Origin of the sequence: Bartonella quintana (assembly GCF_009936175.1) — a bacterium.
Taxonomy (GTDB): Bacteria; Pseudomonadota; Alphaproteobacteria; order Rhizobiales; family Rhizobiaceae; genus Bartonella; species Bartonella quintana.
Genome location: NZ_AP019773.1, coordinates 781613 through 806523 on the forward strand (window position 1 = coordinate 781613; position 24911 = coordinate 806523).

Here is a 24911-nt window from a genome sequence, read left to right on the forward strand (position 1 = left end):
TCATTAAGTTTTATTGATCAAGTTTAAAAACTAATTGTCCTTTAACAAAGGTTTGGAGGACACGTCCCTGGAAGCGTGCATTTGCGAAAGGTGTATTTTTTGAACGTGAATACAGCTTTTCTGTAGAAACTATCCATGGCTCATCAAGGTCAACCAAAATAAGATCTGCATGAGCACCTTTTCTAAGTGTTCCTGCATTAAGGCCAAAGAGTTTTGCAGGTGTTGTTGACAAAAGATCAGTTAATCGAAGAAGAGATATGGTTTTGTTATGATAAAGGCGTAAGGCCGCACTCAATAAAGTTTCCATACCAATGGCTCCCACAGCTGCATTACTAAATGGTAGATGTTTTCTATCAATACCTTGAGGATCATGGGATGAAACGATAATATCTACTGTTCCATCTTTTATCGCCTCAATCATCGCTATCCTATCTTCTTCTGTACGCAATGGGGGCATGAGACGGAAAGAGGTACGATATTCACCAATGTCATTTTCGTTAAGAGACAAGTGATTAATGGATACACCAGCTGAAATCTTCTGATTCCGTTGCTTGCCTAAACGAAGTGCGTCAGCAGATAGTGCTGTCGATATTTGCGCAGCATGATAGCGTGTTTGTGTTAATGCTGCTAAGCGCAAATCTCTTTCCAGTGGGATAACTTCTGCTTCACGGGGTATTCCAGAAAGACCAAGCCAACTTGCTAGAAGACCTTCATTCATAACACCTTGTCCTGTGAGATCCTTGTCTTGTGTTTCGTGTATCAAGGGGACATCAAAGTCGCGTGCATAAGTCATTGCATGCCGCATAACAGATGAATTTTGAAGTGTTTTTTTTCCTTCACTGAAGGCAACAGCTCCTGCATCTCTTAGCAAGCCAAATTCGGCTATTTCCTGACCGTTGAAACCTTGAGTGATTGCAGCAACGGGATAAATATTAACTGATGAGATTTCTTGCGCTGTCTGCGTAATAAATTTAACAAGTGCTACATTATCGATGATTGGATGCGTGTCTGGCATCATAAGGAAGGAAGTAATGCCACCTGCTGCTGCAGATTGACTTGCTGAAGCAATTGTTTCACAGTATTCACTTCTTGATTCCCCCATAAAAACACAAACATCAACAAGTCCAGGGAGGATTGCTTTATTTTGCGCATTAATAATTTCTGCTCCTTCAGGAACGCCCTGATTGAGCGCCTCTTTTCCAGCTACTGTAATCAGTCCATTTTCAACAATAACTGTACCAATTTCATCGATTGTACGGGAAGGATCAATAATACGAGCGTTTTGAAAAACGCTTGGTTTTGTCATTTTTTTTCTCCACTTGCTTTAAGACGTGAATCTAACAAAGCTTCCATGACAGCCATACGCACAGCAATTCCCATTTCAACTTGTGTATGAATCATACTTTGTGATCCATCTGCTATGTCAGATGCGATTTCTATACCACGATTTATGGGACCTGGATGCAGAATAATACAATCGCTTTTGGCATAGGATAAATTTTCTTTATGTAAACCAAAATAATGAAAATATTCACGAATGGAGGGAATAAAGGAATCTGTCATACGTTCACGTTGTAAGCGCAGCATCATGATAACATCAGCACCTTTAAGACCTTCTTTCATTGTGTTATAAACTTCAACGCCCATATCTGCTATACCTACGGGTAAGAGTGTTGAAGGGGCAACAGCACGCACACGTGCTCCCAAAGCATTGAGACTGAGGATATTAGAACGTGCGACACGTGAATGCAAAATATCACCACAGATTACAACCGTTAATCCTTCAATACGGCCTTTTGCTCTTTTAATGGTCAGAGCATCTAATAAAGCTTGTGTTGGATGTTCATGCGCACCATCACCTGCATTAATGATACAACAATCAACTTTTTGAGCTAACAATGCAGCTGCTCCAGCGCAACTATGGCGAATGACCAGTATATCTGGCTTCATCGCATTAAGCGTCGTAGCTGTATCAATCAATGTTTCTCCCTTTTTTACAGATGAATTGCCAATGGGCATACTCATCACGTCTGCTCCTAACCGTTTGCCGGCTAATTCAAACGAAGATTGTGTTCGTGTAGAAGCTTCAAAGAAGAGATTAATTTGAGTGCATCCATGCAATGGAGATTGTTTTTTATCAATTTTTTTAGAGAATGGAATATTCGCATTTGCACGATCAAGCAATACGATAAGGTCCTGCACATTTAGGTCTTTAATACCTAACAGATGTTGGTGGGGGAAAATGGGAAAAAAAGTATTTTGAGTCATAGCATTCTTTTCTATCTCTCTCTAAAGAGATTAAACAAGCATTTGTTTGGATGTGATAAATATTTTTTAACTGCAAAAAGACAAATAGTCTATGATATGAATAATTTGAATAATAGGAATATGCCTATGAGTGCTGTGTTTGCGCAAAATGTCCGCCGAAAAAATGCATTTCTCAGTGATACGCTTATGTTTCGTATTGCTTCTACTTTGCCTACATTTTTATTAGCAAGTTTTGAAGAAATAGGAGATTTTGTAGCGAGTCGTGAAGCGTGGGAGCTTTCCTATTTGGCGAATCGTTATCGACCAGTATTGCGCTATAACAACGAATGGGGGCAGCCAACAGAAAAACTAGAGATACACTCTTCTTACCAAGCTCTTCAACAATATGCCAGACAAATTGGTTTGGTTACTTCACTTTGGGAAAATACGACCTCAGAAAATGGAGTACGCTATCAAGCGCGTGCTATTCGCTTGGCTTTATCTGCTAGTTTAGAAACAGGGCATTTGAATGAAATTGTTATAACAAGTGCGGTTATTGCAGTCTTAATTAGTGATATTGAGCTTTTCAAAAAATGGCAAAATGTGCTTTTATCACGTCAATATGATTTATCATCCAAGCCTGTTAATGGGAAAAAGGCAGCTTCGCTGACTTGTGCTTTTGATGACGTTGAGAAATACGAAAAACACTCTTTTAATTTTCAAAATGTTAAGAAAATTTCTTTTGATGAAAAAATGGGGCGTGATCTGTATCGTTTAAATGTTGTAAAAACCAATGTTATTAATCCTATCGTTGATGGATATCTTGTTAGTGCAGAGTTAGATGGTCATTTAAGCTGCTTTTTCGTTCCACGCATGCAAGAAAATGGTACGTTAAATGGATCTATATCGATTCGTCATTTAGTGCAGCGTTCTGGAGAGGTTTCGGCGCCAGAAGGTGTTGTTGATTTTCAAGGAAGTTATGGTTGGCTTTTGGGGAATGTCGGGGAGGGACTTAAAGTCATTAAGGATATCGAAACAATGATGCGTTTCGATCAATCTGTCATATCGGCAGGTGTTCTGCGGGCTGCACTTCAATTTGGCATAGATTTTTTTCGGCAAAAGATGCCGAACCAACCTTTACCACCACTGACAGAACGTATTTTTGCAGACATTGCACTTGATATTGCTGCTTCACAAGCCTTAGTATTGCGTTTAGCGCGAGCATTTGATAACGCTGCAAATGATCATTCTGAAGCAGCTTTTGCGCGAATCATGACGCCCATTATTGCTTATCATGTGAGTCAATTAGCCGTTCCTATTATTGGTGAGATTATTGCACAGGTTGGTATCGAAAGTTTTATAGAGGGCAATCCATTATCACAAATATTGTGTAATGGGCCTGCACGAATTATAAGAAACACTTCTGCTAATCAATTGGTAAAAGATGCGATTCTCATAGCTGAAAAAGCACCGGGATTGTTCCAAAAATTGTTAGAAAAAATTGCTATTGATATTGGGCCAGCAGGGCCAAGGGCAATTGAGATTATTAGGTCTGCTGTAGAAATGGCATCGGCAAACGAGGGAGCGGGAAGATTTTTTATCGAACAAGTGGCATATGCAGCTGCAGCGGCATCATTACGTTCTACAAAAATAGAGCATGTTGCAAATGCTTATATGGAAAGCCGTCTTGGGGGACAATGGAGATCTTCCTATGGTATGCTAATTGCACGATATAATGCAGGACATTTGTTAAATGTTCTTTATCCTTCCATATAATGAAGGTTTTGAATTCTATTGAGAGCCCCTTGCAATATGAATGCAGCAGCAGCAGAATCAATCCTGGTTGCTCTTTTAGTGCGTGATACATCCATTTCTAAAAGAGAGCGTTCCGCTGCAATCGTCGATAAGCGTTCATCCCAAAAAACAAATGGAATTTCTGTATACGCTTCCATATTGTTGACAAAAGCTCTGGTTGCTTGAGCACGAGGGCCGCTGCTTCCATTCATGTTAAGAGGTAAACCAATGATAACAACCCCCACATTTTCACGATCAAAAATTTGTATAAGTGTGCGGGCATCTACTGTAAATTTTTTCCGTTGGAGTACAGAACGCGGATTTGAAAAAGTTAGTCCTCTATCAGAAACTGCAATTCCAATCGTTTTTTTACCCAAATCCAAACCTGCTATTGTTTGCCCAGGCAAAAGATGTGTAATAACTTCATTTATGTTAATAACAGCCATATGGTTCATTTAAGTTTTTTAGTGTTTTAGATTATATTCATATTCTCTATTCATGATCAATATTCTTGCGCTTGCCAACGCAGCCTTGTATAGCCAAAATAAATTAGATGAATATCAAAATAAACAAAAGCGAAAGGCGTAACATGTCTGTTGATCAGGAAACAGTCAAACGGGTATCACATTTAGCGCGCATTGCTATCCATGACGATGAAATAGAACCGATGACAAAAGAACTCAATGTCATTTTAGGTTTTGTTGAGCAATTGAATGAAGTCGATGTCAATGGCATTGAACCATTAACATCAGTGATGCCAATGGCTTTACGAATGCGTGAAGATAGTGTCACAGATGGTGATAAGGTAGCAGATATCGTAGCAAATGCACCTGTTACGGAAGAAAATTTCTTTCTTGTTTCAAAAGTCGTCGAGTAACTTTTTATATTTTTAAAATTTGAGAACTAGTATGACCGATTTAACAACCCTCACAATTGCACAAGCCCGTTATGCTTTAACAAAAAGAGAGTTCAAAGCAACTGAATTAACAGAAGCTTATTTAAAGGCGATTGAATTGGCCAATCCAACCTTGAATACTTATGTGGCAGTAACAGCCGAACAAGCAATGAAAATGGCTACTGAATCAGATAGCCGCTTAGCTAGAGGGCAGGGAGGAATTTTAGAGGGAATTCCATTGGGAATTAAGGATCTTTTTGCGACACAAGGTGTTCATACTCAAGCTTGTTCATATATTCTTGATGGTTTTAAACCGCCTTATGAATCAACTGTCACTGCTAATTTATGGCGAGATGGAGCGATTATGTTAGGTAAGCTTAATATGGATGAGTTTGCTATGGGATCTTCTAATGAAACATCGTATTATGGTCCCGTTATCAATCCATGGCGAAAAAAAGGCTCCAATGAAAAACTCGTTCCAGGTGGTTCTTCGGGTGGTTCTGCAGCCGCTGTTGCAGCCCAGCTTTGTGCAGGTGCAACAGCAACAGATACAGGTGGGTCAATACGTCAGCCAGCAGCTTTTACTGGTACTGTAGGAATAAAACCAACTTATGGACGTTGTTCACGGTGGGGAGTTATAGCTTTTGCTTCATCACTTGACCAAGCGGGGCCTATAGGGCGAAATGTTCGCGATTGTGCTATTTTACTTAAATCAATGGCGTCCTTTGATGAAAAAGATTCTACTTCGGTTAATTTACCAGTACCTGATTATGAAAATTATATTGGTCAATCAATCAAAGGAATGGAAATCGGCGTTCCAAAAGAATACTATCTTGAGGGGATGGCATCTGAGATTGTTGAACTTTGGCAAAAAGGAATAAATTGTCTAAAAGAAGCAGGGGCTAAGATCATTGATATTTCATTACCCCATACAAAATATGCTTTGCCTGCTTATTACATTGTAGCTCCTGCAGAAGCATCTTCTAATTTAGCGCGCTATGATGGTGTCCGTTTTGGTCTTCGTGTACCAGGAAAAGACACCATTGAAATGTATGAAAATACTCGCTCAGCTGGTTTTGGTGATGAAGTCAAACGGCGTATTTTGATTGGCACTTATGTTCTTTCATCAGGTTATTATGATGCCTATTATCTTCAAGCTCAAAAAGTAAGAACATTAGTAAAGCGTGACTTTGATCAATGTTTTGCTTCTGGCATTGACGCTATTCTCACACCAGCAACACCGACACCAGCTTTTGGGATTGCTGATGAAAAAATAAAAAATGATACTGTGGCAATGTATCTCAATGATATTTTTACTGTGCCAGTTAATATGGCTGGTTTACCAGGAATTTCTGTTCCTTCTGGTCTATCATCAACTGGGTTACCGTTAGGATTGCAATTGATTGGTAAACCTTTTGCCGAAGAAGTCATTTTTCAGATAGCCCACATTATAGAACAAGCGATTGGAACGTTTAGCACTGAGAAGTGGTGGACCCAACAATAAAAAGCCTAGCTTTTTGTGAAAAAGAACTCACTCTAACATTCAAGAGAAACAGTTGAAAGACATTTAATACCGACATTTAGAAGATTAGAGCGAACTTTCATAAGAGAAATTATGAGGTGTTATAAGCGCTTGTTTTAGTACACATATTTTAGGAGAATTATGGAATTCCTGGATAAAAAAGTAATGAAAGATTTTTATTTGCTACAGAATGCTTATTATATTTTGCGATCACGTTTCTCGACAAGTTTAGAAGTTATTTTGAAACAAATGAAAAACGTTCATTTCAAATTTTGGAAGATCGTATAAAAATTAAACCAGCAAAACACCTCTCTTAACATAGAGGATGAGCTTTTGTTTTTAAATCATTATACTGTAATTTTTAACCGCCGAGATATGCCTCTTTAACACGTGGATCAGAAAACATGGCTTTCCCTTCACCGTGAAATAAAATATGTCCTACTTCCAGAATATAAGCATAATGGGCAATGGAAAGTGCTGCAAAAGCGTTCTGTTCAATAAGAAGAACAGTTTTTCCCATATCATTAATTTTTCGGATAATCGAAAAGATTTCCTTTACAAGAAGTGGTGCTAACCCCAGAGATGGCTCATCTAATATCACCATTTCAGGGTTACTCATGAGTGCTCGACCTACAGCAAGCATTTGTTGTTCGCCACCTGACATTGTTCCTCCTAACTGCTTTGCTCTTTCACGTAGACGTGGAAATAGATCAAATATCCATTCGATATCATGGGAAATGCCTGACTTATCATGACGGATATAGGCGCCTAGATGAAGATTCTCTAAAACAGTGAGATGAGGCATAATGCGCCGTCCTTCAGGACTTAGAGCAATACCTAACCGTAAAATTTTTTCTGGTGACTTTTTAATAATTGATTCGCCTTTATAAATAATCTCTCCAAAAACAGACCGATTAAGTCCTGTAATAGAGCGGACAATGCTACTTTTTCCTGCTCCATTGGCACCGATTAAAGTGACTATACTTCCCTTTTTGATAGACATAGAAAGATTTTGAATAGCTTTAATGGCACCATAATGAACGTGAAGATTTTTGATTTTAAGAATATCCATAGACATCTCCGCCAAGATAAGCTTCAATAACTTTAGGGTTGTTACGAATTTCATCTGGTGTGCCATTGGCAATACAACAGCCATATTCCATTACAAAAATATATTGACAAAGCCCCATAACAACTTTCATATCGTGTTCGATAAACAGAATTGTAAGATCAAAATCCTTTCGCACTTTTTCTATGAAGTTTTTAAGCTCTTCACTCTCTTGTGGGTTCATACCAGCAGCAGGTTCATCAAGAAGAAGTAATTTCGGCTTTGTTGCGAGCGCGCGCGCAATTTCTAGACGTCGTTGCATACCATAAGGCAGAGTTATTGCAGATTGATTGGCAAGGTGATCAAGCTGTAGGCGTTCAAGAAGTTCCATCGCATTTTTATGAATCTCGCTTTCCTCTTTCATTGCTTTTGGCAAAAAAAGAGCTGAAGCAAACCATGGATATTTTTGGCGGACATGAGCCCCCACCATAACATTTTGCAACACCGTTAACCCTGAAAAAAGGCGAATATTTTGAAATGTCCTTGCAATATAACGCTGACAGATAATATGAGGAGGAGCCCCAGAAACTTTTTGTTCATCAAAAAGAATGGTTCCGCTTGTGGGGGCATAAAATCCGGAAATCATATTAAAAACAGTCGTTTTTCCAGCACCATTCGGACCAATTAATCCAGTAATTGTTCCCCGTTTGATAGCTATATTAATGTTATTTACAGCAACTAATCCGCCAAAACGCATCACGATATCATTGAGTGAAAGGAGGGTATCGTTCATAGCTTTCCCTCAGTATTAGAGAGCTTTTTTCGTGTCAAAAAACCATAAATCCAATTCCATGAGAATTCACGTTGTCCCAGCAATCCTTTTCGCCAAAATAAGATAATTACTAACAATAAAAGAGAAAAAACAACCATACGAAGTCCTGGTATTTCTGGAATATATATAAAACCTAAGTCAAATGGACTTTCAATGATACGAAGCCATTCAAGCATAGCTGTAACAATAACACTACTTATAACACTGCCTGTAATCGAACCAAGACCACCAGCAACAACAATCATCAAAATATTAAAGGTTAGAAGAAAGTTGAACATTTTGGGATCGATAGTTGAAATAAGAGCAGCCGTTAATGCCCCTCCGATCCCTGCAAAGAATGCACCAACAGTAAAGGAAAAGCTACGGTAGAAAAAAGCGTTGATACCCATTGTTTTCGCAGCGATTTCATCGTCACGAATAGCGCGCAGTACATTACCAGCATTGCTTCGCAGTAAGAGAACAATAAAGGTAACCGTAAATGCTAACCAACCATAGTTCCACCATAATGTAGCATTTTGAGGTATCCCTTTGATTCCCAAAGAACCATTTGTTAGAGATGTTGCATTTGTAATAAAAATGCGAATAATTTCTGCAAAACCCAATGTTGCAATTCCAAGATAATCGCCACCAAGACGTAATATAGGAAGAGCAACTAATAACCCTATAACTGCAGCACACAGACCACTTATAACAACAGCCACAAAAAAAGGTAACTGCAAATAATGCAATGGCTCAGCTATAGGTTCGAGAATCCACATCATTTCTTTTTGTTCAGGAGAGAGAAGTAAAATTGCGCATACATAAGCACCAATGGCCATGAAGCCAGCATGTCCAAGAGAAAACATACCCGTGAAACCATAAATCAAATTAAGCGAAACTGCCAATATCGCATTGATAGCAATAAGATTGATGACACGAAGTGTGTAGTCATTAAAATGATTATCAGCATAAAACAAAAAACCGATAAGAACGAGAATACTGATACATGATAGAAAAGTTGAAGCTGATTTTGTCATTAGATTTTCTCCTGACTTTTTTTGCCCATTAAACCAGTGGGCATTATCAATAAAATCAGAATCAATAAAATAAAGGCGAAGGCATCTCGGTATCCGGATAGAACGGGAAAGAATGCGATAATCATAATTTCAATAAATCCTAGTAACAATCCCCCCAACATTGCTCCTGGAATTGAGCCAATACCTCCGATAACAGCTGCAACAAATGCTTTGAGGCCAGGAAGAACACCCATATGAGGTTGAATTTGAGGATAGCGCAGAGCCCACATGATACCCGCAATAGCAGCGAGTGCTGAGCCTATCCCAAATGTGAATGCAATGACTTTATTGACAGAAACACCCATCAAACGAGTCGTTTCAATATCATGTGAGATTGCACGCATAGCAAGACCAGGTTTTGTTTTATGAATAATCCATAGCAGTAACACAATAAGAATAAACGAAATAGTGGGAACGATCAAAGACATGGGAGCAATTCTAATGATTCCATCTGAACTTTGCCCTAAATGCCATAAGAACGGCGTTACAAGAAAATCTGGCTGTTTCACACCTTTGGGAACACCACTAAAGAGAATTGTAGCAAGATTTTCAATAAAAAAGGAAACTCCTATCGCACCAATAAGCGCTGAAATACGGGGAGCATGGCGCAGAGGTTTGTAGGCAAATTGATCAATAGTAATACCCACTGCACTTGTGATGAAAATTGAAAAACAGAGGGCTAAAATCCAAGTTGGCGTAAAATCTTGTGGGGCAATTTTAAAATAATAAATGAATGCTAAAATAAGAATTAAAAAAGCAACACCCCAATAAATTGAAAGGCGTTTTTTAAACCCTATAAATACTGAATAATAAATAAGAATAGCTAATGATACAAGAAGAACAGCAACCCAAGCAGGTATAAAGCTAATTGTAGAAAAGAAAACAAAATATGCCCCCAGCATAAAGATATCGCCATGAGCAAAATTAATGAGCCTTAGAATACCATAGATCATAGTATAACCAATGGCAATAAGCCCGTAAAGAGATCCCAATGCCAGTGCATTAAAAAAATACTGGATGAACATTTCAGTGCTCATCTCTTGTCCTTCCACATTTGTTAATTCATATAGGATAAGATAGGAAACCCTTAGATTTTATTTGAGAAAACAATCTTCAACACATTCTTGCATTTTGATTAGCAAGATTTTCTTTTTTTTAAAAAGCAGGTTTGACTTCATCTAAATAGACACGTTTTCCGTCCTTTATTTCAATTACACCGATAGGAATTTCAGGATTATGGTTTTTATCCATAGACATATCACCAAAGGGAGTTTGAAAATCTTTTAATTTGCTAAGTTCTATAGCAATTTTTTCACGATCAGCACTACCAGCATTTTCAATAGCTTTCATGAACATCATATAACTTGTATATCCCAAAATAGAATTGATATTTGGCTCTTTATCAGGATAAGTTGCTTTCCATTCATTTATAAATTCTTGTGCAGCTGCCGACATGTTTGGCATATCTTTATTGTAGGGGAGAGTTGTATGTAAAAAGCCTTCTGCAGCCTTTCCCGCAATTGTAATGGTTTCTGGATTATCCATAGCATCTCCACCCATAATTCGAAATTTCGCGCCCAATTCACGCGCTTGTTTCATGATGATGGCACCTTCAGAAAAATAGGACGGAATAAATAAAATATCAGGCTTTTGTGCTATAATCTGTGTGAGAACAGCTGAAAAATCTTGATCCCCAGAATTATAGTTTAAATTTGAGATAACTTCACCACCTAACTTTTTGAAAGCACTTGTAAAATAATTTGCAAGCCCAATCGCGTAATCGCTTGATATATCTTTAAGAATAGCTGCTTTTTTTGCGTGTAAAGTTTGGCTTATATAAGTTGCGATTCCTCTGCCTTGGGAGGCATCAGTAAAGCAAGCACGAAAATAATATTTTTTGCCCTGCGTAACAAGCGGATTTGTTGACGAAGTCGCAATAGCTGGAATCTTTGCTTTTTCAGATATTTCTCCACCCGCTAATGAGAGTGAAGAGCCATAACTACCGATGATTCCGCTTACTTTATCACTCGCAGCTAAGCGCATAACAGCATTCGCAGCTTCGACTTTATCAGATTTATTATCAATAACAATAAGTTCTACTTTACGCCCTAGTATTTCTGGATTTTTTTTGTGTGCCAACTGTATACCTCTCATTTCAAGCTGGCCTCCAAATGCATTTTGACCACTTAATGGAAGGTAAACACCAATTTTAATGGGCTCATTTGCATAAACATTTGCTACAAGCACCATTACAGCTGCCACTGTGGTAAGGATTTTCCTCAATCGCATTGCACGCACCTTCCTTAATTTAGTTATTTTTCGCACCTTATCTCGAACTTTTTCATCATGCAAGTTATACATTTATCAAAATATCATTGTGTTAAAAAGCTTTTATATTATCATTCTTTAGAAAGTGAGATTTGTTTCTTAAAATATGTAAAAAATATGTAAAGCGTACGATTAAACACTTTTGTAAATATTCGTATTGATAATAACATGAAGAGATACGACAATATGGGGAAATCCTAATCTTGGGGCTTGCGTGTTGGTGCCAGAGCAATGTTTACTTAAGTGTAGAGAATCAATATCGTCCAATTTAGGCTACAGGATCACGTTTTATTATGACGAGTAAGGATGCATTAAAGGATTATTCCCTGTCTGAGGACAGGATAAGTGCTTGTGGTGAAATTATTGAGATCAGTGGTATCATTAAATGGTTTGATGGTAGTAAGGGATATGGATTTATTATACCTGATTTGCCTAATTTTCCCGATATATTGTTGCATGTTACAGTGATGCGGAGGGATGGTTTTCAAACAGCTTTGGAAGGTGCTAAAATTGTTTGTGCTGTAGAAAAAACTGAACGAGGATTGAAGTGCGTTCAGGTGAAATCTATAGATTGTTCATCAGCGATTCATCCAGCAGAAATTCCAGCCCGTACACATGTCGTTGTTACTCCAGAAAGTGGTTTAGAGCGCGCAATTGTTAAGTGGTTTAATCGCGATAAAGGATTCGGTTTTCTTAGCCGTGGGCAGGGAACAGAAGATATTTTTGTTCATATGGAAACGTTGCGCCGTTTTGGTTTAGCAGAGCTTCGTTCTGGTCAAGTTGTCCTTGTACGTTTTGGAAAAGGGAAAAAAGGCTTGATGACAGCGGAAATTTATCCAGATATAGGGATTCCATTTGCAACGCATTGATTTAACGATTGAAGGCCATATCATCTCTTTATTATTTAGTAGAGTGGTAATATTACCTACTACATAAGCACAGAGTTATAAAATTGACATGTACAAAAGAAAACATACCGGCAAAACTGTAAATCAAATAAAGCCAGCTACAACATCGTATTGAGAGCATTACAAACTAATTATCTTGTTTTACTTCTATTTTTTAAATTTTTGTGCTTTTTATTTTATATAAAAAATTAAAGAATTGTTAGCTGTGGAAATAAAAATGTTAAAGCTTTTTGAAAGAAAGCGCTTCGTTCTGTTGGCAGTGTTTTTTATGTTAGAAGTAAGTTTATCCGTAGCAAAGAAGCCTTTAGAGCTGCCTATTCATCCGATTCCTTTAGAAATACAAACAAATCAAGGTACGGTTTCTTACAAAGTAGAAATTGCTTTTACGCTATCTCAGGCAGCAGCTGGTTTGATGTATCGCACTGATTTTCCACGTGATCGCGCAATGCTCTTTAGAAATCAGGCAAGCAATCAATTAAAAGATAAGCAGGAGTTTTTTATGTGGATGGCAAATACGCCTTTGCCCTTAGATATAATCTTTTTAAACTCTGAAGGGATTATTGTGTCCATTGTCGAAAAAACTTCTCCATTTTCAACGGATACTATTTCATCAGGAATACCTGCAACTTTTGCACTTGAGATTAATGCTGGTGAAGTTTCTGAAAAACAAATAAAGAAGGGACAACGTGTTCTTCATCCTGCACTTTTTGGAAAGTATGAAGGTGATAAAAAATGACAGCGGAAGACATTCGTTTTTTTGAATATGACGGTTTGCGATTTGCTTATCGGGAAGAAGGGCAGGGTGTGCCTATTTTGTTGATTCATGGTTTTGGATCTTCTGCACGTGTGAATTGGTATGCAACGGGTTGGTTTCATACTCTTATTGAAGCAGGATATCGTGTTATTGCTCTTGATAATCGCGGACATGGAGATTCAATTAAAAGCTATGATTCTTCTTTTTATACGCCTCAAGCTATGGCTGGCGATGCAGTGAAATTGTTGCAGCATTTAAAATTATCTAAAGCGCATGTTATGGGATATTCTATGGGTGCTCGGATTAGCGCGTTTATGGCTCTTTTGTATCCAACATATCTACACAGCGTTATTTTTGGTGGCTTAGGTATTGGTATGGTAACGGGAGCAGGGGATTGGAAACCTGTTGCAGACGCTCTTTTAGCAGAAGATATTTCTACAATTACCAATCCACGTGGTTTGATGTTTCGTAAATTTGCAGATCAAACTAAAGGCGATAGACGTGCTCTTGCTGCTTGTGTTATCACGTCAAAACAGGAGTTAACAGCATCTGAGGTTTATAAAATTAAGCAACCTGCCCTTGTTGCCGTTGGTTCATTAGACGAAATTGGTGGTGAAGCAAAACCATTAGCAGCTTTGTTACCACGAGGTGAAGCGCTAACAATTCCTGGTCGAGATCATATGCTTGCTGTGGGGGATAAGGTCTATAAAAAAGGCGTTGTCGATTTTCTTTCTCGTTATCCTCTCATATGAGAATCATTCAAAGCTAGAGTTTGAAAAACTATCCAATATTTGTTCTTGGATAAGATAAAAATATTGTTCAAAGTATCAGCTGTCTTAATGTTTGTTTTATGCAAAAGGTAAAGGGGATAGCGCTAACAATTCTAGTTAGCTCACTTTGTATATTTGTATAGAAGTCGTTTCCTTTTATAGGTTAAACAGAGTATACTCAGAAAAGTAGTTAAAAGGATTTTTTTTATTATGCAATAAGATTTTTTGGTAAACAAAACAGCTGTAAAACAAGAAAGTGCTTTTATTTTATAAAGCTCTTTTTTGTGTAGAAGAGGAGAAATGATAGAGGTCAATCGCGGTTTTGCCAAAATATGCTTGTAAGCGCGGATAATGAAATTAGGGATAAAGTAAAAATTATTAAAAATTTACGGTTTTCCACCCGTTTTTTTTACTTTTGTAATCTATACGAATGTATTTAACAATGATAAACTCTTTTAGTAAAGGACATTCAGCAGAAGTTGAAAATAATTGTGCTTTGAATATAGGTCTAACCGAAAATTAAGACTAAGTTTTTTATTATCTTTACAGAATCTCAGGGGTGCCTTATTTGCCGATAAAGAATTAATTAATAATATCAAAAGACAGGAGAGCATAGTGAATGCTGATGAAATAAAAAAACTTGACAGTTATTTAAAAAACACATTCCAAAATTCAGCATTGCAGGTGAGGGCACGGACTAAAAAGAGCGATTCTTGTGAGGTTTATATCGGGGATGAATTTTTAGGCGTTATTTATCGAGATGAAGACGAAGATGAATTATCATATAGTTTCTCGATGGCCATATTAGATATTGATTTAGAAAACTGATTTGTTATGAATAATTAAAGAAAATTTTTCTTTATCCGATAAGGTTTATATAAATTTTAACGCTTTAAAGCTCGTGTAATTGTTGCGCCCTATAATAAGGTGATCATGAACAGTAATTCCTAACGCATTTGCTGCGTCTTTTAATCTATGTGTCATTGTTATATCTGCTTCAGAAGGTGAAGAATCGCCAGAGGGGTGATTATGAACTAAAATAAGTCCTGACGCGGACAATTGCAAAGCTCGAGAAATTACTTCACGAGGATAGACAGGGGTATGATCAATGGTTCCAGTTTGTTGCACCTCATCAGCAAGCAAACCATTTTTTTTATCAAGGAATAAGACACGAAACTGTTCGCGTGTTTCGTGAGCCATGACAGCTTTACAATAAGCGAGCACTTTATCCCATGAGGAAAAAATATCACGTTTAAATAATTGCGCGCGAACAAGACGCCCGGCAACATCTGAAATAATTTTTAAGTCAATTGCAGTCGCCGGACCGCATCCGTGAACTTCTTGAAGTCGGTGAATATCAGCGCCCAATACATCAGCTAATGAGCCAAAATGTGCTATTAAGCTCTTAGCTATTGGTTTTGTATTTGCTCGGGGTATCGTACGAAAAAGCAATAATTCAAGATATTCATAATCTTCAATTGCATTTCCTTTTGATTTTAAATAACGCCTTCGTAGACGTTCACGATGCCCTTGGTAATGCTTATATATCTGTGAATTTCTCTGAAGTTTTTCACTTTTTGCTTCTGGTGTTGGATTAAGTGGAGCACTTGATGTTAATGCAAAATAATTGCTTTGGCTGCCCCCCTTTTTATTTAACTTTTTAGTCATGATATTTTTACATTTATTTAAGCATATGAATTTGGAATATAAAAAATGTTTTTAGGAGATTGCGTAAATATTTCGCATCCGTCATTTGTTACGCCAATTGTATGTTCGTACTGTGCAGTAAGAGACCGATCACGTGTAACAGCAGTCCAGCCATCAGATAAAATCTTAACTTGTGGTTTACCAAGATTAATCATGGGTTCAATTGTAAACATCATACCTTGTTTCAATTCTATCCCTTCTCCAGGATTGCCATAATGCAGAATATTGGGTGCATCATGAAAAAGTTGACCGATTCCATGTCCACAAAAATCTCTCACAATTGAGCACCGTTCAGATTCTGCATAGCGCTGAATAGCTGCACCAATATCGCCTGTAGTTGCTCCGGGTCTGATTATGGCAATTCCTTTCATAAGACTTTCATAAGTTATTTTTAGCAGGCGTTCCGCAGCACGTCTAATTTTTCCAACAGGATACATACGGCTTGAATCTCCATGCCAACTATCGAGAATAAAGGTTACATCAACATTCACAATATCGCCTTCTTGCAAAGGTCTTTTATTGGGGATGCCATGACAAACAACATGATTGATGGATGTACAACATGAATGGCTGTATCCATGATAATTCAAATCAGCAGGAAGAGCCCCTCGCTCGGCCCCAAAAGTGAAAACAAAATCATCAATTTCTTGTGTAGTGACGCCAGGCTTAATAATATCCGTAAGTGCATCGAGACATTCCGCAGCAATACGACCAACTTCACGCATTTTAGCAAAAGCGTGATCATCAAAAATACGGATTTGTCCGTTAAATTTTAAGGGTATTTTATTATAGTCAATATAATCAATCATTTTCTATTTTCACTCGATGAATCGGAAAAATGCCTTCTACACTTACGTGACATTTTACAGCATAAAATTCTACTCCTGATTTTAATGCTAAATCAAATTTACGTCCATATGTTGGATCAAGATCACGGCAGATTGTAAAAGCTGAGCAGTCTTCCCGTTGAATCATATAAAGCATAGCAGCTCGTTTTCCTTGTTGCACAATTTTTATGAGCTCTTCAAGATGACGTGTGCCACGTTTTGTCTCAGTATCAGGAAATTCTGCTAATTCTTTTTGACGAATAAAATGGACATTTTTAACTTCTAGATAACAGTCAGGGAGGATATCATCACGCAAAAGAAAGTCAATCCGTGATTGCGTACCATAACGTTGTTCCTTCAAGATTGTTTTGTACCCGTTTAATTCTGGTAATAAGCCATTTTGAATTGCTTCTAATGCAAGTTTGTTAGGTAAAGTTGTATTGATGCCAACCAAACTATTATTTGCTTCGACAATTTCTAATTGATACACGTATTTTCGCTTAGAATTGTTGTGATATGAAAGCCAAATATTGGAATTGGGAGTTATTAAGCCAAGCATTGAACCTGTATTAGGAACAGACACGGTGAAGATATCCTGATCGTCTCGTTTAACATCAGCAAGAAAACGTTTATAACGACGGATAAGTTTTGCAGGAAATAGTTTAGGAATAAAGAGCATATTCCTTATCTTAAAAGGCGTGATTTCATAATTCAACTAAGATTATAATTGTAACAGTTATAGCATGTTAAATAAACCAACAGTGGTGCCAAAAATGTTACGATACCTTACCTAGACTGCGATAAGCAGCTCTGTTTATTTTTTGTTTTTACAATTTATTGTTAATTCTTTTTAATCTCTTATTTGAATTTAAAGTGTCTGAATAAAAAAATAACTTTGACTATAATTTATTATTAAAAAAGTTATTTAGTGGAATTATTTTATTTAAGAAGGTTGCATTCAAAAAAAATCAGCAATAGGAGCATAATTTAAGTGAAATTAGGTAGGATTGATGGCTGGAACCAATAAGAATCGTAAAAATTTAACAAATGGTCCAATTATTATTTTAGTCGAGCCACAGTTGCCTGACAATATTGGTATGGTAGCAAGGGCAATGGCAAATTTCGGGCTCTCTAAACTTCGTTTAGTTAAGCCTCGAGAAGAATTTCCAAATGATAAAGCCAGAGCTGCAGCAAGTAAAGCAGATCATGTCATTAACGACGCAGTAATTTTTGAGACATTACATGATGCAATTGCGGATTTGCACTACGTTTTTGCTACAACGGCACGTGAAAGATGTGGTTTTAAAACTGTAAAAAGTGCTGTTGAAGCAGCCAATATGTTACGTCAACGTGAAAATATAGGACATAGGACGGGTATCGTCTTTGGAAGAGAGAGGTGGGGACTAGAAAATTATGAGATTAGTCTTGTTGATGAAATCATCACTTTTCCAGTAAATCCTGCTTTTGCGTCACTGAATATCGCGCAAGCGGTTTTGCTTATGTCTTACGAATGGATGAAATCAGGTTTAGAAAATCTGAACGATACAGCTTTTCGCGCAGCAGAGATGGAGCCAGCCAATAAAGCAATGTTTCATGGTTTTTTATCTCAGTTAGAAGATGCTTTGGATATCCGTGGATATTTTAGACCCCGCGAACGCAAAGAGGTGATGCTTGCGAATCTGCGTTCTGTTTTTACACGCGCTAATTTTAGCGAATCTGAAGTTCGCTTGCTAAGGGGAATTATATCTTCATTGGATCATTTCTCTCCTAAATTTCCACGGGGAAGCGGTGCACCTGTAGATCGTGATCGTAAAAAATTAAAAACAAGTGTGAAAACTAATGAATGAACGGCCTGTTCTTTTTTTTGATAGTGGCATTGGTGGTTTAACAGTGTTAAGAGAAGTGCGCGTTCTTATCCCTGAAACGCAATTTATTTATGTTGCTGATGATGCGGGATTTCCTTATGGCAATTGGGAAGAGAATGTTTTGAAAAACCACATTCTAAAGGTTTTTACAAATCTTTTAACACTTTATAATCCTACCTTATGTGTGGTTGCTTGCAATACTGTTTCTACACTAATGATGGCAGATTTAAGAAAAGAATTTCCCCATACTCTTTTTGTAGGGACGGTTCCTGCAATTAAATTAGCAGCGAAACAAACAAAATCTGGCTTTATTTCAGTGTTAGCAACTCCTGGAACAGTTAAGCGTGCGTACACGCGTGAATTAATCAATTCCTTTGCTGGTCAATGCCATGTTCAGCTTGTTGGAAGTGAAAAACTTGCCGCATTTGCTGAAGATTATTTACGTGGGAAACCTATCGATTTGGAAGAATTGCGTAACGAAATCCTTCCGTGCTTTTTTGAACAAAATGGCAAATATACTGATATTATTGTGTTAGCCTGTACACACTATCCTTTTTTGATTAACTTATTTCGTGAACAAGCTTTATGGCCTGTCAAATGGATTGATCCGGCAAAGGCTATAGCCAAACACATAAGATCATTATTACCGGAAAGAATGTATCACAAAAACACAAAGAAGCCTAAAGATTTTGCATTGTTTACATCGCAAAATATAACTTCTTCAACGAAGCATTTGTTAAAAGAATTTGGCTTAAATATTACGAAAGGAGTTGACTTTGAGATGTGAGATTAATAAAGCTATTTCAGCTTTTTCTTTTGAGAAAGGGTATTAATTGACGTGTCCCGTGGATAACTTTGCATATTGTGTGTTAAGATGTTCTGTCAGTCTTTATTTTTGAAGGCAAAGGAGGGTGCGTTTCCTTGAGTTTTTACTGTGAGATCCAGTGTTTTATTTTAAAGGAAATGCGATGAGTAAACGCGAAACAACGAAGTATAAAATTGACCGCCGTATGGGAGAAAATATTTGGGGTCGTCCTAAATCTCCTGTTAATCGCCGTGATTATGGTCCAGGTCAGCATGGACAACGCCGTAAAGGAAAGCTTTCTGATTATGGTGTGCAATTACGTGCTAAGCAGAAATTAAAAGGGTTTTATGGTGATATTTCAGAAAAGCAATTCCGTAAAACTTATGAAGAAGCTGCTCGTCGGCGTGGTGATACGGGTGAGAATCTTATCGGTCTTTTGGAATCGCGTTTGGATGCTGTCATCTACCGTGCGAAATTTGTGCCTACGATTTTTGCTTCTCGCCAATTTATCAATCATGGTCATGTTAATGTAAATGGTCGGCGTACAAATATTCAATCATATCGCTGTAAACCAGGTGATGTTATTGAAGTTCGTGAAAAATCAAAACAGCTTGTTTTGGTTTTGGAATCTGTGCAATTGGCGGAACGTGATGTACCTGAATATATTGAAGCTGATCACAATCAAATGAAAGCAACATTCGTGCGTATCCCTGCTTTTGCAGATGTTCCTTATGCTGTACAAATGGAACCTAATTTGGTTGTTGAATTTTATTCTCGCTAATGCTCTATAGGGAGAATATTGCTCTTTCTGTTTTTTACATGCTCAAAATGTTGTGTTGCTTTATGGTCTTGGAAGCTAACAACGGGTTTTTCTGATTAGTGCTACATCAAGTTTGTTGTTATGTTTTATAGCAATGTGACTTGTGTAGCCCTGTCTTTTTTGTATACCTCATCCTTATAGCTCAAATGAGCATAAGTATAAGCGACGTTATATTTGTTCTGTTATTATCTCTGCTACTCTTGCAGAATGAGCTTTTTATTGTGCAAGATTATGGTAATTGTATTATGAATAATATTTCAGTCCAATATCAGGCAATGGAAGAGAATGTATAGAAAACTGATCCTTTGGAAAGGGAAGCTGATAATTGTAATCCAATATTTCGGATTGCTCCTCCAATTGTAGAGTTTAATAAACGCAAACGGCTTTTGCGCCATATACGGCAGGCATTTGATGACTTCTCTATGCTTTCCTTGGGGAAAAAGTGTCTTTTTGCTTTATCAGGCGGAAAAGACTCTTACAGTTTACTAGCGTTTCTTCGTTTTGGATTTAAAGTGGTATGGTCTTTTCCCTGTTAAAATTTTGGCCTGTAATCTTGATCAGGGACAACCAGGCTTCCCAAAACATATTCTTCCAAAATTTTTAAACTCTTATCAAATTCCATATCACATTGAATATCAGGATACTTATTCCACTGTTACAGATAAATTGGCACATACACAAACATATTTGTTTGCTTTCTTCTCGGTTGCGACGTGGTAATTTATACCGTATTGCAAGTGGAGAGGAGTGTTCTTCTTAGTATCTGGAATATCACCGTGATGGTGTCTTGAAGATATTTTTTATGAATTTATTTCATAGTAGTCGATGCAGCTATGCCGGGAAAGCTTATAAATGACGAAGGAGACCTTTTTGTTTTGCACTTCCCTTATTTATGCTGCGGAGAGAGATATAGAAAAAATTTTCTTAAGCAATACGATTTCCTATCATTCCTAGCAATCTTTGTGGTAGCCAGGATGGTTCACAAAGTATAATGCAATGAAAGAAATGCTAAGAGATATTGAAAGAAAAATGCCGGGACATAAAGACACCATGATTCGTCCTTTGATAAAGATGCGTCCAAGTCATTTTCTTGATAAAAATTTTTTTTGATTTTAAAAATTTATTCTAAATGTTAAAAATTTACGTAATGAATACCGTGACGATGTATGCACAATACCGTTGATTTCTGGTGCATCATATTGATTGCAGCCTCTAGCCACTTTGGCCTTGATTCTCATCAATAAGAGCTTTGAAGTCTTTTGCCGACTTTTTATTTAAAAGATGAGTGAAAATTTTTCGTTATTTTGCCATAAAGTGATGCCAGCGGTTTTCTTTCACTTCTTCAAGAATGTTTTCTAATCCCAAATTATTTGCAGCAGCAACTTTTACTTCTTCATATTTAAAGTAGCCAGCGCGTTGAATTTTCACTTTCTCTAACCATTCGAGAAGTATATTAAAATCTTCATTAGTTTTATCTGGAAAGCCGACAATAAATGTTGATTGCAAAGTGAAATCTGAACAAATTAGTCACCATTTTTCAATTCTACGATTTATTTTTTCCATAAGAGTAGGACGTTTTATGCTGCATAAAACGGTTGGTGATGCATACTGAAAAGAAATATCCAGGATAGGGGAGAATTTTTTTCAGCCATGAATTCAATAACGTCATCAACATGAAGATAAGGATAATGTATGCGTATCCAAATATCCATATTGCCTGCCTAATTCGCGACAAAGATCGAAAAATTTGTTTTTATTGTGCGATTTTTCCAAGGATTTTCCAGATATTTAATATCAATGCCGTAAGCACTTGTGTCTTCTGAAATAACCAAAAGTTCTTTTACACCTGCTTGTACAAGTTTTTCAGCTTCACGAAAAACATCACTGATAGAGTGTTAGGTAAGATTACCGCGCAAAGTGGGGATAATACAAAAATTAGGGTATGTGCTTGGCAAATAACATCAGAATCAGCACCAAGACAGCCAGTTACAATAACTTTTCCATTTTTTTTGAGAGATTCATTAACATTGGCTAGTGATTCATTGCCGACAGAATCAAGAAAGCCAAAAGGTGTTCACAATAACGAGATCAGCACCTTGATGATTACGTGAATTTCATAACCTTCGGATCGAAAACTTATAATAATTCGTTCAAAATCCACAAGTGCTTTTAAGAATCCAAGAGAAACAAAACTAATACGAGGTACTGCCATGATAATCCTTGCACCTCGATGACGTGATTGAATTTTATCTGCTGCTCTTAGTTCATTAAGAATAAGAAATGCTCTTTATTTTTGTTCATACGCAACACAGTTTGTTATAAAGTTATTTTATTCTTTCTAAAAATTTTCATCAGTCTGTAGCAGATAACACGTTAAAAAAATACTTAAACAATCCCTATTGAATAAAGGGAGCGGGCTAAGCAAATTTTTTGTTTTTTAATATTTCCGAATAAGTCCTATAAGCTTACCCTGGATCTCTATACGCTCAGGTCTGTATATACGTGTCTCATAATGTGGATTTGCAGCTTCCAATGCAATTGAGGCCCCATTGCGTCGATAACGTCTTAAGGTTGCTTCTTCTTTATCAATAAGTGCAATAATAATTTCACCTGATGTTGCTGTATTTTGACGTCTAACAATTATAGTATCTTTATCAAGAATGCCTGCCTCGATCATAGAGTCATCTTTGACTTCTAAAGCATAATGTTCCCCTAGACTAATCATATCTGCTGGCAAACAAAGCGTATTTGTTTGTTGCTGTATAGCGGAAACAGGTACGCCAGCAGCAATGCGGCCCATAATGGGAACAGTAACATTTTTTTTATCTTCTATATCAAAACTATTAAGATTTTTAGAGTTTTTTGATATTTTTCTTCTATTATTCTCTATTACATTAGGGGAAATTTTACGCGCTGAAGAAAGATTAAATGTTATTTTCTCCGGAAGTCGGACAACCTCCACTGCGCGAGCACGATTTGGTAAACGCCGTATAAAGCCTCGTTCTTCTAAGGCTGTAATAAGTCTATGGATGCCAGATTTAGAGGTAAGTTCCAATGCAATTTTCATTTCATCAAAGGAGGGGGGAACACCGATTTCTTTCATATGATTGTGAATGAACAAGAGTAGCTCATATTGTTTACATGTCAGCATTCAATATTCCAATCAAAAGAAATGAAAAGGAGATAAATAGAAAATAAAACATATATATCCGTAATTATGATACAAGTTTTTTTTCAAATAAATAATACTAATTTATTTTTTTATTATAATTTTATTACTGAAATTAAAATAAATTTTGCAATTATTTTTTTGGAAAAATAATTTATATTCTATAAAAAACATATGTATATTTTGTAATTTCTATCATAAAGATGAAAATCAAAAAGTATTCTTCTAATTTAGCATGAATGACAAGGAAAACACTATATTATTTCAACCTTACTGGGCTTCGTGATATGTGTCTGCTTTATTTCTGTTAATGGACTTTGTATATAAGATCCATTGTGCATTAGCGAATGCCATACCTATATTTGGGAAGCGGAAGCAAAAATATTTAAAAACTATAAAAATGGGAATCATGTTTCATGAGAATTCCCCCATACTTTCTTATAAATATGTTCTTCTCTGCCGATTATATTCAAAAAACAGCAAGTTCTGTTAGTTTGTTTTTTTATTCGTTTTGGTTATTTATTTAAACCTAGTTTACCGTGCCTACATCTATCTCAGCTCTTTCCGTAATTTGAAATTGTTCACTATTTCGTATTTTAGAAGCTATGAGACATTTTTACATTTAGATTATTATTTTTATCCAAGTTCAAAAAAGAAAAAAACAGAAAAATATTGATAAATAAAACAAAGAATATTTTTTTTTCAAAAGGTGTTGACCAAATGAAAAGTCAACCGTATGTTCCACTTACTTTCGATAAGCAAGAAGGCTTGTTTGGGAGCGCGTAGCTCAGCTGGTAGAGCAACTGACTTTTAATCAGTAGGTCCAGGGTTCAAATCCCTGCGCGCTCACCACATTTCAGTAAAATCAATATTATATGAAAATGTGAAAATCTTAATTCCTTTGATTTTATAGGTTTATTTTTACTTATCTCGAATCTTTTTAGAGCTTTTTGATTGATTCTATTGCAAGTTGTATTCTATCAACCGTTTTGGTATGGAGCGATTCTATGCTGCCTTTGGTCCAGTCCGGAAAGCTTTAAGTTTTGATACCCATAGTTCCTGCATTTGCTCCATGGGTCTTTGTTAATTTTCTCAATCCATGTTGCTGATTTTAAATTCCCACTGCATTACATGACTCATGAAACAAAGTGCCAAAACTTTCTTTGATGAGCTTATTTCCACTTTTCCGACAAATGAATAATACCTCATCTCCAATAGGGCAGATTTTAAGGATTTTTGCTAGTTTAAGCACAATCGGAAGAAAAATATCTGTTTTAAATTGGCTCTTTTTTCTATTTTCTAAATGAATAAGGTTATCTTTGACATCTTTTCAGCCGATGCGAACTATATTCCATGATGCAAGAGCCCGTATACAAAAGAACATTAAATTGAAAAGATCATTTAAAGCTGTTTTAAATACCCTGCCATTGGAGGGGTAGCGAGTCTTTATTTTACTGGATCGAGTTTCTATTGCATCAAGAATATATTTCTCTACAATTTTATAAGAAGAGCAATGGTCTTTATGCTTAGAAATAATTTTAAGAATTCTACACTTCACTTTTTTA

At 36.7% G+C, this 24911-nt stretch carries 22 protein-coding genes, 1 tRNA gene and 2 pseudogenes; 12 read left to right on the top strand and 13 right to left on the bottom strand.

Annotated features, from left to right (window positions below; genetic code table 11):
• Positions 1-10: 10 nt before the first annotated feature.
• On the bottom strand, positions 11-1306 hold the full coding sequence (locus tag MF1_RS03110; protein WP_014924090.1) for a dihydroorotase: 1296 nt from the start codon (positions 1304-1306) through the stop codon (positions 11-13).
• Positions 1303-2268, bottom strand: a complete 966-nt coding sequence (locus MF1_RS03115) for an aspartate carbamoyltransferase catalytic subunit (protein WP_161510435.1) — start codon at positions 2266-2268, stop codon at positions 1303-1305. Before MF1_RS03115 ends, MF1_RS03110 begins: the two co-directional genes overlap by 4 nt.
• Before the next feature lie 126 nt (positions 2269-2394).
• Here MF1_RS03115 and MF1_RS03120 point away from each other — a divergent pair, with 126 nt between their 5' ends.
• On the top strand, positions 2395-4023 hold the full coding sequence (locus tag MF1_RS03120) for an acyl-CoA dehydrogenase family protein (protein ID WP_161510436.1): 1629 nt from the start codon (positions 2395-2397) through the stop codon (positions 4021-4023).
• On the opposite strand, the gene ruvX is transcribed toward MF1_RS03120, so the two are convergent.
• Entirely contained in the window at positions 4008-4487 is a 480-nt protein-coding gene (gene ruvX, locus MF1_RS03125) for a Holliday junction resolvase RuvX (protein ID WP_161510437.1), read from the bottom strand. The genes MF1_RS03120 and ruvX overlap by 16 nt on opposite strands.
• A 143-nt stretch (positions 4488-4630) precedes the next feature.
• Here ruvX and gatC point away from each other — a divergent pair, with 143 nt between their 5' ends.
• Together gatC and gatA are read left to right on the top strand one after the other, a co-directional pair.
• Positions 4631-4918 carry an Asp-tRNA(Asn)/Glu-tRNA(Gln) amidotransferase subunit GatC gene (gene gatC, locus MF1_RS03130; RefSeq protein WP_011179389.1) on the top strand — a complete coding sequence of 96 codons (288 nt, stop codon included), beginning with the start codon at positions 4631-4633 and terminating at the stop codon, positions 4916-4918.
• Positions 4919-4949: 31 nt separating this feature from the next.
• Positions 4950-6440: an Asp-tRNA(Asn)/Glu-tRNA(Gln) amidotransferase subunit GatA gene (gatA, locus tag MF1_RS03135; protein WP_161510438.1), complete on the top strand. Its 1491-nt coding sequence runs from the start codon at positions 4950-4952 to the stop codon at positions 6438-6440.
• A gap of 379 nt (positions 6441-6819) precedes the next feature.
• Here gatA and MF1_RS03140 read toward each other — a convergent pair whose 3' ends face one another.
• From MF1_RS03140 to MF1_RS03160, 5 genes are all read right to left on the bottom strand, one after another.
• On the bottom strand, positions 6820-7530 hold the full coding sequence (locus tag MF1_RS03140) for an ABC transporter ATP-binding protein (protein WP_161510439.1): 711 nt from the start codon (positions 7528-7530) through the stop codon (positions 6820-6822).
• Positions 7517-8299, bottom strand: coding sequence for an ABC transporter ATP-binding protein (locus tag MF1_RS03145; protein ID WP_014924085.1), 783 nt, complete (start codon positions 8297-8299; stop codon positions 7517-7519). The genes MF1_RS03140 and MF1_RS03145 overlap by 14 nt, the downstream gene beginning before the upstream one ends.
• Positions 8296-9354, bottom strand: a complete 1059-nt coding sequence (locus MF1_RS03150; RefSeq protein WP_161510440.1) for a branched-chain amino acid ABC transporter permease — start codon at positions 9352-9354, stop codon at positions 8296-8298. The genes MF1_RS03145 and MF1_RS03150 overlap by 4 nt, the downstream gene beginning before the upstream one ends.
• The gene (locus MF1_RS03155) at positions 9354-10430 is read right to left on the bottom strand and encodes a branched-chain amino acid ABC transporter permease (RefSeq protein WP_161510441.1); all 1077 of its coding nucleotides are present in this window, start codon (positions 10428-10430) and stop codon (positions 9354-9356) included. Before MF1_RS03155 ends, MF1_RS03150 begins: the two co-directional genes overlap by 1 nt.
• Positions 10431-10548: 118 nt before the next feature.
• Positions 10549-11682, bottom strand: coding sequence for an ABC transporter substrate-binding protein (locus MF1_RS03160; RefSeq protein ID WP_161510442.1), 1134 nt, complete (start codon positions 11680-11682; stop codon positions 10549-10551).
• Positions 11683-12014: 332 nt separating this feature from the next.
• Between MF1_RS03160 and MF1_RS03165 the strand changes: the two genes are divergently transcribed.
• The 4 genes from MF1_RS03165 to MF1_RS03180 all read left to right on the top strand — a co-directional run bounded on the left by MF1_RS03165 (position 12015) and on the right by MF1_RS03180 (position 14981).
• Positions 12015-12590, top strand: a complete 576-nt coding sequence (locus MF1_RS03165; RefSeq protein WP_161510443.1) for a cold-shock protein — start codon at positions 12015-12017, stop codon at positions 12588-12590.
• A 256-nt stretch (positions 12591-12846) separates the two neighbouring features.
• Positions 12847-13365, top strand: coding sequence for a DUF192 domain-containing protein (locus tag MF1_RS03170; RefSeq protein WP_014924081.1), 519 nt, complete (start codon positions 12847-12849; stop codon positions 13363-13365).
• Positions 13362-14135: an alpha/beta fold hydrolase gene (locus MF1_RS03175; protein WP_161510444.1), complete on the top strand. Its 774-nt coding sequence runs from the start codon at positions 13362-13364 to the stop codon at positions 14133-14135. The genes MF1_RS03170 and MF1_RS03175 overlap by 4 nt, the downstream gene beginning before the upstream one ends.
• A gap of 633 nt (positions 14136-14768) precedes the next feature.
• Positions 14769-14981: a DUF3126 family protein gene (locus MF1_RS03180; RefSeq protein WP_014924079.1), complete on the top strand. Its 213-nt coding sequence runs from the start codon at positions 14769-14771 to the stop codon at positions 14979-14981.
• 45 nt (positions 14982-15026) lie between these two features.
• Here MF1_RS03180 and radC read toward each other — a convergent pair whose 3' ends face one another.
• The 3 genes from radC to sfsA are packed head-to-tail and all read right to left on the bottom strand — an operon-like array spanning position 15027 to position 17366.
• Positions 15027-15821 carry a RadC family protein gene (radC, locus tag MF1_RS03185; protein ID WP_161510445.1) on the bottom strand — a complete coding sequence of 265 codons (795 nt, stop codon included), beginning with the start codon at positions 15819-15821 and terminating at the stop codon, positions 15027-15029.
• Between the two features lie 17 nt (positions 15822-15838).
• On the bottom strand, positions 15839-16669 hold the full coding sequence (map, locus tag MF1_RS03190) for a type I methionyl aminopeptidase (protein ID WP_161510446.1): 831 nt from the start codon (positions 16667-16669) through the stop codon (positions 15839-15841).
• Positions 16662-17366, bottom strand: a complete 705-nt coding sequence (sfsA, locus tag MF1_RS03195; protein WP_011179376.1) for a DNA/RNA nuclease SfsA — start codon at positions 17364-17366, stop codon at positions 16662-16664. Before sfsA ends, map begins: the two co-directional genes overlap by 8 nt.
• 331 nt (positions 17367-17697) lie before the next feature.
• Between sfsA and MF1_RS03200 the strand changes: the two genes are divergently transcribed.
• The 4 genes and pseudogenes from MF1_RS03200 (at position 17698) to ttcA (ending at position 21287) form a co-directional block, all read left to right on the top strand.
• Positions 17698-18534 carry an RNA methyltransferase gene (locus MF1_RS03200; RefSeq protein ID WP_161510447.1) on the top strand — a complete coding sequence of 279 codons (837 nt, stop codon included), beginning with the start codon at positions 17698-17700 and terminating at the stop codon, positions 18532-18534.
• Positions 18527-19339: a glutamate racemase gene (gene murI, locus MF1_RS03205; protein WP_161510448.1), complete on the top strand. Its 813-nt coding sequence runs from the start codon at positions 18527-18529 to the stop codon at positions 19337-19339. Before MF1_RS03200 ends, murI begins: the two co-directional genes overlap by 8 nt.
• Before the next feature lie 181 nt (positions 19340-19520).
• Positions 19521-20138 (top strand): 30S ribosomal protein S4, encoded by a 618-nt coding sequence (gene rpsD, locus MF1_RS03210; RefSeq protein WP_011179373.1) that lies wholly within the window; start codon positions 19521-19523, stop codon positions 20136-20138.
• A 344-nt stretch (positions 20139-20482) separates the two neighbouring features.
• Positions 20483-21287, top strand: a pseudogene (ttcA, locus tag MF1_RS03215) (tRNA 2-thiocytidine(32) synthetase TtcA).
• A gap of 2 nt (positions 21288-21289) precedes the next feature.
• Here ttcA and MF1_RS03220 read toward each other — a convergent pair.
• Together MF1_RS03220 and lexA are read right to left on the bottom strand one after the other, a co-directional pair.
• Positions 21290-22389 (bottom strand): annotated as a pseudogene (locus tag MF1_RS03220) (ribosomal protein S12 methylthiotransferase).
• 225 nt (positions 22390-22614) lie between these two features.
• Positions 22615-23328, bottom strand: coding sequence for a transcriptional repressor LexA (gene lexA / locus MF1_RS03225; protein ID WP_161510449.1), 714 nt, complete (start codon positions 23326-23328; stop codon positions 22615-22617).
• A gap of 794 nt (positions 23329-24122) precedes the next feature.
• On the opposite strand from lexA, the gene MF1_RS03230 reads away from it, so the two are divergent.
• Positions 24123-24198 (top strand) — tRNA-Lys (locus tag MF1_RS03230).
• Positions 24199-24911 lie beyond the last annotated feature (713 nt).

Bases quoted from the DNA above. Each gene is read 5' to 3' on its own strand.
- MF1_RS03115 (WP_161510435.1), bottom strand. From the start codon at position 2,268: ATGACTCAAAATACTTTTTTTCCCATTTTCCCCCACCAACATCTGTTA.
- MF1_RS03150 (WP_161510440.1), bottom strand. From the start codon at position 9,354: ATGACAAAATCAGCTTCAACTTTTCTATCATGTATCAGTATTCTCGTT.
- rpsD (WP_011179373.1), top strand. From the start codon at position 19,521: ATGAGTAAACGCGAAACAACGAAGTATAAAATTGACCGCCGTATGGGA.
- ruvX (WP_161510437.1), bottom strand. From the start codon at position 4,487: ATGGCTGTTATTAACATAAATGAAGTTATTACACATCTTTTGCCTGGG.
- MF1_RS03145 (WP_014924085.1), bottom strand. From the start codon at position 8,299: ATGAACGATACCCTCCTTTCACTCAATGATATCGTGATGCGTTTTGGC.
- MF1_RS03160 (WP_161510442.1), bottom strand. From the start codon at position 11,682: ATGCGATTGAGGAAAATCCTTACCACAGTGGCAGCTGTAATGGTGCTT.
- MF1_RS03175 (WP_161510444.1), top strand. From the start codon at position 13,362: ATGACAGCGGAAGACATTCGTTTTTTTGAATATGACGGTTTGCGATTT.
- murI (WP_161510448.1), top strand. From the start codon at position 18,527: ATGAATGAACGGCCTGTTCTTTTTTTTGATAGTGGCATTGGTGGTTTA.
- radC (WP_161510445.1), bottom strand. From the start codon at position 15,821: ATGACTAAAAAGTTAAATAAAAAGGGGGGCAGCCAAAGCAATTATTTT.
- gatC (WP_011179389.1), top strand. From the start codon at position 4,631: ATGTCTGTTGATCAGGAAACAGTCAAACGGGTATCACATTTAGCGCGC.
- gatA (WP_161510438.1), top strand. From the start codon at position 4,950: ATGACCGATTTAACAACCCTCACAATTGCACAAGCCCGTTATGCTTTA.
- MF1_RS03140 (WP_161510439.1), bottom strand. From the start codon at position 7,530: ATGGATATTCTTAAAATCAAAAATCTTCACGTTCATTATGGTGCCATT.
- MF1_RS03110 (WP_014924090.1), bottom strand. From the start codon at position 1,306: ATGACAAAACCAAGCGTTTTTCAAAACGCTCGTATTATTGATCCTTCC.
- MF1_RS03170 (WP_014924081.1), top strand. From the start codon at position 12,847: ATGTTAAAGCTTTTTGAAAGAAAGCGCTTCGTTCTGTTGGCAGTGTTT.
- lexA (WP_161510449.1), bottom strand. From the start codon at position 23,328: ATGCTGACATGTAAACAATATGAGCTACTCTTGTTCATTCACAATCAT.
- MF1_RS03200 (WP_161510447.1), top strand. From the start codon at position 17,698: ATGGCTGGAACCAATAAGAATCGTAAAAATTTAACAAATGGTCCAATT.
- map (WP_161510446.1), bottom strand. From the start codon at position 16,669: ATGATTGATTATATTGACTATAATAAAATACCCTTAAAATTTAACGGA.
- MF1_RS03120 (WP_161510436.1), top strand. From the start codon at position 2,395: ATGAGTGCTGTGTTTGCGCAAAATGTCCGCCGAAAAAATGCATTTCTC.
- MF1_RS03155 (WP_161510441.1), bottom strand. From the start codon at position 10,430: ATGAGCACTGAAATGTTCATCCAGTATTTTTTTAATGCACTGGCATTG.
- MF1_RS03165 (WP_161510443.1), top strand. From the start codon at position 12,015: ATGACGAGTAAGGATGCATTAAAGGATTATTCCCTGTCTGAGGACAGG.
- sfsA (WP_011179376.1), bottom strand. From the start codon at position 17,366: ATGCTCTTTATTCCTAAACTATTTCCTGCAAAACTTATCCGTCGTTAT.